Annotated in this window: 3 protein-coding genes; all 3 read right to left on the reverse strand. The window is 36.1% G+C overall.

The window, feature by feature from the left end:
• Positions 1 to 504 precede the first annotated feature (504 nt).
• The 3 genes from E8Q33_RS14930 to E8Q33_RS14940 all read right to left on the reverse strand — a co-directional run bounded on the left by E8Q33_RS14930 (position 505) and on the right by E8Q33_RS14940 (position 5,155).
• Complete coding sequence (locus tag E8Q33_RS14930) at positions 505 to 1,392, reverse strand: phage exclusion protein Lit family protein (RefSeq protein WP_136555685.1); 888 nt, start codon at positions 1,390 to 1,392, stop codon at positions 505 to 507.
• Positions 1,393 to 1,459: 67 nt separating this feature from the next.
• Positions 1,460 to 3,955 (reverse strand): DEAD/DEAH box helicase family protein, encoded by a 2,496-nt coding sequence (locus E8Q33_RS14935; protein WP_136555687.1) that lies wholly within the window; start codon positions 3,953 to 3,955, stop codon positions 1,460 to 1,462.
• Positions 3,956 to 4,399: 444 nt separating this feature from the next.
• A complete protein-coding gene (locus tag E8Q33_RS14940; RefSeq protein WP_247870143.1) occupies positions 4,400 to 5,155 on the reverse strand; it encodes a metallophosphoesterase in 756 nt (251 codons plus the stop codon).
• Positions 5,156 to 5,205: the final 50 nt, after the last annotated feature.

Genomic DNA, 5,205 nt, shown 5'->3' on the forward strand with positions numbered 1-5,205 from the left:
CATGCCGTTTGATGGCTTTGATGATTTGTTCTTCGCTGTAACGTTTTTTCATTTTGAGATCTCCAACTCCCATATTTTATTGGAAATCTCATCAATGTCATGGCACTAAATTTGGGGGAAAGGTCACCAACTATATATCCAGAATCGAACTCACAAATGTTATTCACTTTTTGTATACTCATTCTTCTGGGAAGAAGTTCATTAGTCGCAACACATTGAAAATTTTCCATTTTGAATCCGTAACAACCAACTCCCGCCGAGCTAAATAGTGATATGTATGTGAGCTGCTTATTCTTTAACATCTACCTGCCTTGATTCATTCTTAAATTTTGTCAAATCACGGCATTATCTCATGGTGAGCTTACTCAATGTATGTTCACTGAGAAAATATCATTCTCAAAGCTAAACGCCCTTCATACAATTGATGGTTTTGTGTAAATTCTTTTAAGGTCACTTTAAACACTGATGTGTTTAAGAAGATCAAATCAATTAATGCATTTGATTTTATAATTTAGTTAGGCGACTGAATTGCACCAAACATGTTTCAAGATTTTCTTTCCAAGTTTCGCTACCATTCCCCTTAATATACATGCCTCCTGCTGCCATGTTTAAGTGGCAAATCACGACACTAAACGCATAAACGAGATGGTCGGGATCTTGAAAATGACTATCGAGAACTTTATAAAGCCTTTTAAAGGACTTGGGATGTGTGGTTTCCTTAAATTCTCCTGCTAATATATCTTGAGTTGTTATAACGAGGGCTGCAATTACAACTCCAAGCCCCCGTTTTAATAAAATACTTTCATCAGCCACCCCTTCAAGAATCAAATTTGTGGCGAAAAAATCTGCCTCACTTTCTTCAGCACGTGACTCTTCATCATTAACAGGCATATTCTTATGCCCGCAATAAATATGTGCTAGTTCATGATGAATAATCCATGATACTGAACACAAATATAGTTCATTCGCAACTTGAACATCTTCGTCCGTGTGGGTTAAATATTTTGTGGGCATAGGTAAATCAGATGGCCACTCAATACTGGGATTTTGACTTAATTGCCCTATTCCCCAGTTATATAAAGATATAGCTTTTTGTGACCTGTCACTAGAATATATATCTAAGGGATTTCTATCTTCTTGGTTTAATGCAAAGTATTCTTGATAAAACACATAAAACGCATAACATGCACACCACAGGTATTCTAATGCCACAGTTGGTAACTTAACTTCTTTCTTCTCAGTATCTACCCTAAAACTGAACTCTTTATCGTTGGTGAATATGATGCTAGGGTCATAATTAAAAATAAGTGTTTCTAGTTCATAAATTTTTTCTGGAGCTATTCTTGTTACTGAATTTATCAAATCTAAATCTAAGACTCTAATAGGCTTCATTTACCACGCTCTTATCACCATGAAAAATTAATTAAATCTAATCAACTTCAGAATTTTGATGTGAAACTCAATGTCCCAATTCAGTTAACTGATACTTGCTTAAATCATCTAATAATTTGGGCCAAACAAGGCCACGCTCATTTAAGATTGCAGCGACTTCTTGATTTAATGCGATCGGCATAGACCTTCGTGCTATGTCCTCATAAGCAGCTATCAACTTATCAGCAAGAGCTTTAAATTCTGTCAATTCGGAGACAGAAAAATCAGATGATGGATTGGCATCTTTTGTAGAGCAGATCAATGGTCCAACGAAGAAAGGTAATTTTTTATTACCTGGGTAATTATTTTCTACCCACTGTAAATGATCGGTTAATTGGCCAATATCATCTTTGGTGTACTGCCCCACTTTATTGGTTTTGGCTTCAATAACTAGAGCAATACCATCATTTATCCAAAGATTGTCAGGACCTGTACCATGCTCATTATCTGGTCGAGTTGAATTCAAACCTAAATATTGACCAAGCCATCTAATAGCCTCTTCGGTTTGATTTACAGTTCCTGTATTGTCCAATTTTTCTAGATTTGAATATAAATATTTTGGTACTGAGACTGATGCACTTTTAGTAATGGAGAATTCATTAACAATATTTTCAACTTGTTTTGAAACTTGAGCCGAAGTTAAGGCGGGTCCCTCACCAATAACCCTGGGAAGTTCTTTTGTTACTCCATGTGCCCTTTTGTAATAGTGATTAGCCCTATCACGATCACCAAGTAAATCAAAACAACTTCCTATCCACAATGCATACCATGAACCTATTCCAGAGCTATATGAAAATGCCTCTACTAATATTTTATCTAATATCTTAATAGCCCCGGAATAGTCTCTGTCCCAATATTTTTTTATAAAACTCGTTTCAGCTAACGCTAATTTCTTTAGTATTTCATCTGTTTCAATAATGGCTTCAGTATCACAATCATCCATAAATTGTTCATAAGCATTTATCCAGTTAATGTCTCGATTGAGGCAAGCATTAGCTGCTGGAGAAATATCATCCGCTGAATTACAATTCTCTGATACTTCCAAACCAAGTTTAATTTGCTTCTGAACAAAAGGGGGTAAATAAGCTTGGTTTCTAGGCGTTAATAACCATTTCACATATTCTCTGCCTATAACTATAACTACCCCATGATCGCTCATTCCTCTTGAAATTCTCCCAAGGCTTTGAATAATTCTGCAAGCTATAGTTGAGCGTAGAATATTTGATAACCTTAACGATTCCCACATATACCTGTCTAATAAACCTGTTCCGGTTGGTAGACCATCCATAACTAGATGTCGGCAAGTGTCTCCAGGTAAATCAATTCCGTCGTACCTGGCTGTCAACACTAAAGTATTGGGTGCAGTTGATCCTTTAAAGGAAACCAAATCTTCTATCATCGAAGTGTTATTGGATACGTGACCTACATCATTCCAACTCTCAGCCAAATGATAACTAGGAACTAGAATTAGTGTTTTGCGATCTGAAATAAATTCTTTGGTGGTGTATCTATCATCATCAACACCGTAAACTTGTTCAGGGAAGAGGATCAATCTTTCACATTGACCTGCAGATGTAGCTGGTTCAACTACATAATCCAGCTCTTGACCAAATGTTCTAATGAATGAATCCGATGTAAGCATGGTGGCACTTAGATATACCCTCCGAATACTCTCTTGAAAATAAGTTAGATTAGAAATAGGGATAATGGGTGGAATGATTTGTATGCTTCTACTAGATACTAAATACGCACATAAATTCAAATGATCTTTAAGATGTTCCCATGCGAATGTAGTGTTCGAATTAGCTGGGACATCACTATTAAATAGTAGCCGATGAATCTCAGCTTGATTCTTAATTACCTCAAAAGGTGGAAGAAGCTCTACTTTGTTAAATTCCCCGGAAATTATTTCATCAAAACTTCCGATTCGACCAACAGCATGATAATAGGGCCGGAATAGCTCAATTAAAGAATGAAAAAGGTTAATATTTTCATTTTGTTTGATATTGATCGAAAAGTTATCTTTAATCATTCCCTCCGCAGCATGGGCATCATCAAAAATAATTGCAGAAATATCTTCACGTTTGAATTTAGATTTGCCATTGAAAAGTGCTTGGTAGGTAGTAAGACACGGAGCCTCTCCTCTATGGTACAGATCATTGCTATATTGACCTTTGTAATAAGTTGAAACTTTTAAACCATAGCTCTCAGCTTTTTCTTTAGTTTGTTCAATTAGCTGTATGGATGCACAAGCGTAAACTACCCTTCCTTTAGTTTCATTAACTAATGATTGAGCAACAAGTAAGCCTATAAGCGTCTTTCCAGCACCAGTGTTTAATACAATAGCAACATCATTTTTATCACGATGTTCATGCCAATCCCGAAGAGCATCACCTTGGCCAAGCCAGAGGTCATTAATTCCAACATCAGTTATTTTGGATTTATTTTTTTGGAAAAGTTCAATTGGGTCTAAAGGTCCAGCATCAGTTTTCTTAGCCTTTATTTTTCCGAAATCAAAAGCCATAACTTATTCCTATTCCTTTTCGTCTATATGGATAACCAGCTCTCATAAAGCTTTATATAACTCTTTAATAGTTCAGCATGATACGAATTATATTTAATAATTGCTTGTGCGAGATATACCCTCAAATCAAACATTTATTTACTCACAACAAGTATCTCACAAGAGAGCATTTGAATTTTAAAAGCTTTCGATAACTGAGTAGTCCACTACTATTCGATGACAATACCATTTTTAGTAATTTCAGGCATATTGAACGAAAAATTTGCCAAATTTATAGTATGTGTAAATGAAAAGTTTTGCTTATGTAGCTTTAATATATTATCCAGGCATTCTTTTAATTATTAGTGTTACTTAGGACATTCAAAAACTTATTTCTCCGGCTTGGCATTTGTCTCAATTAGTAAGTTATTAGTAGTCTATATTTAAAATAGGATTAAGAATGTTCTATATTTTAATCACTAACCTTGGATTGAAAGAATGTGGCATCCTCTCACAAGAGTACCCTTTTTGATTGCTCATCACTCTACATCCATTAATATGCATATCAACATTTGCATGCGTATGGCCAAAACACCATACATCGGCATATTGAAGTAAATCATCACAATCTGAAATAAACGCCGCAGCCATCTGGTCCATCTCAAAGTCAGGATGGTGGCAGATCAAGCTCGGCGCATGATGCGTCACAACAACCGTCTTACCCTCAAATGGTTCTTTGAGCTTTTCATGCAGGTATAACTTGGCTTTCTGATGAAGTAACAACGCATCTTGTGCAGTAAAACGGTTATCACCGTATTTGATAAATCTATGGTCGTTTAAATAAAACGAAATAAAGTCCATCGTTTTCTGTTTATCGAAACGCCCATCAAGTGCATAGTCCGTCCATAACGTAGAACCGATAAACCGAGCACCATTCAGTGTAATCTCGTCATTATCCAACAGGTGCAGCCTTGGATAGGGTTTTGCGAATAACCGCATTTCTTCTCTTAGTAATCTGATGTCATGTCGGTAAAACTCATGATTACCCGGAACATAAATGACATCTTTATCAAAACGTTTAATGAGCTTTACGGCAAACTGAAGCCCTTTCAGTCCGGTGTTAATGTCTCCTGCCAGAATAATAAGATCTGCATCTGATTCAGGCGGGATGAAGTAGTCTCCCATTTCAAGATGCAAGTCAGAGAAAAGTTGGAATTTCATAAAAACCTTTTGAAGTTAATATTAAGTGACCGGCTCATCAATATGCTGTT

It is taken from the genome of Methylophaga sp. SB9B, assembly GCF_004832235.1.
Lineage (GTDB): Bacteria > Pseudomonadota > Gammaproteobacteria > Nitrosococcales > Methylophagaceae > Methylophaga > Methylophaga muralis.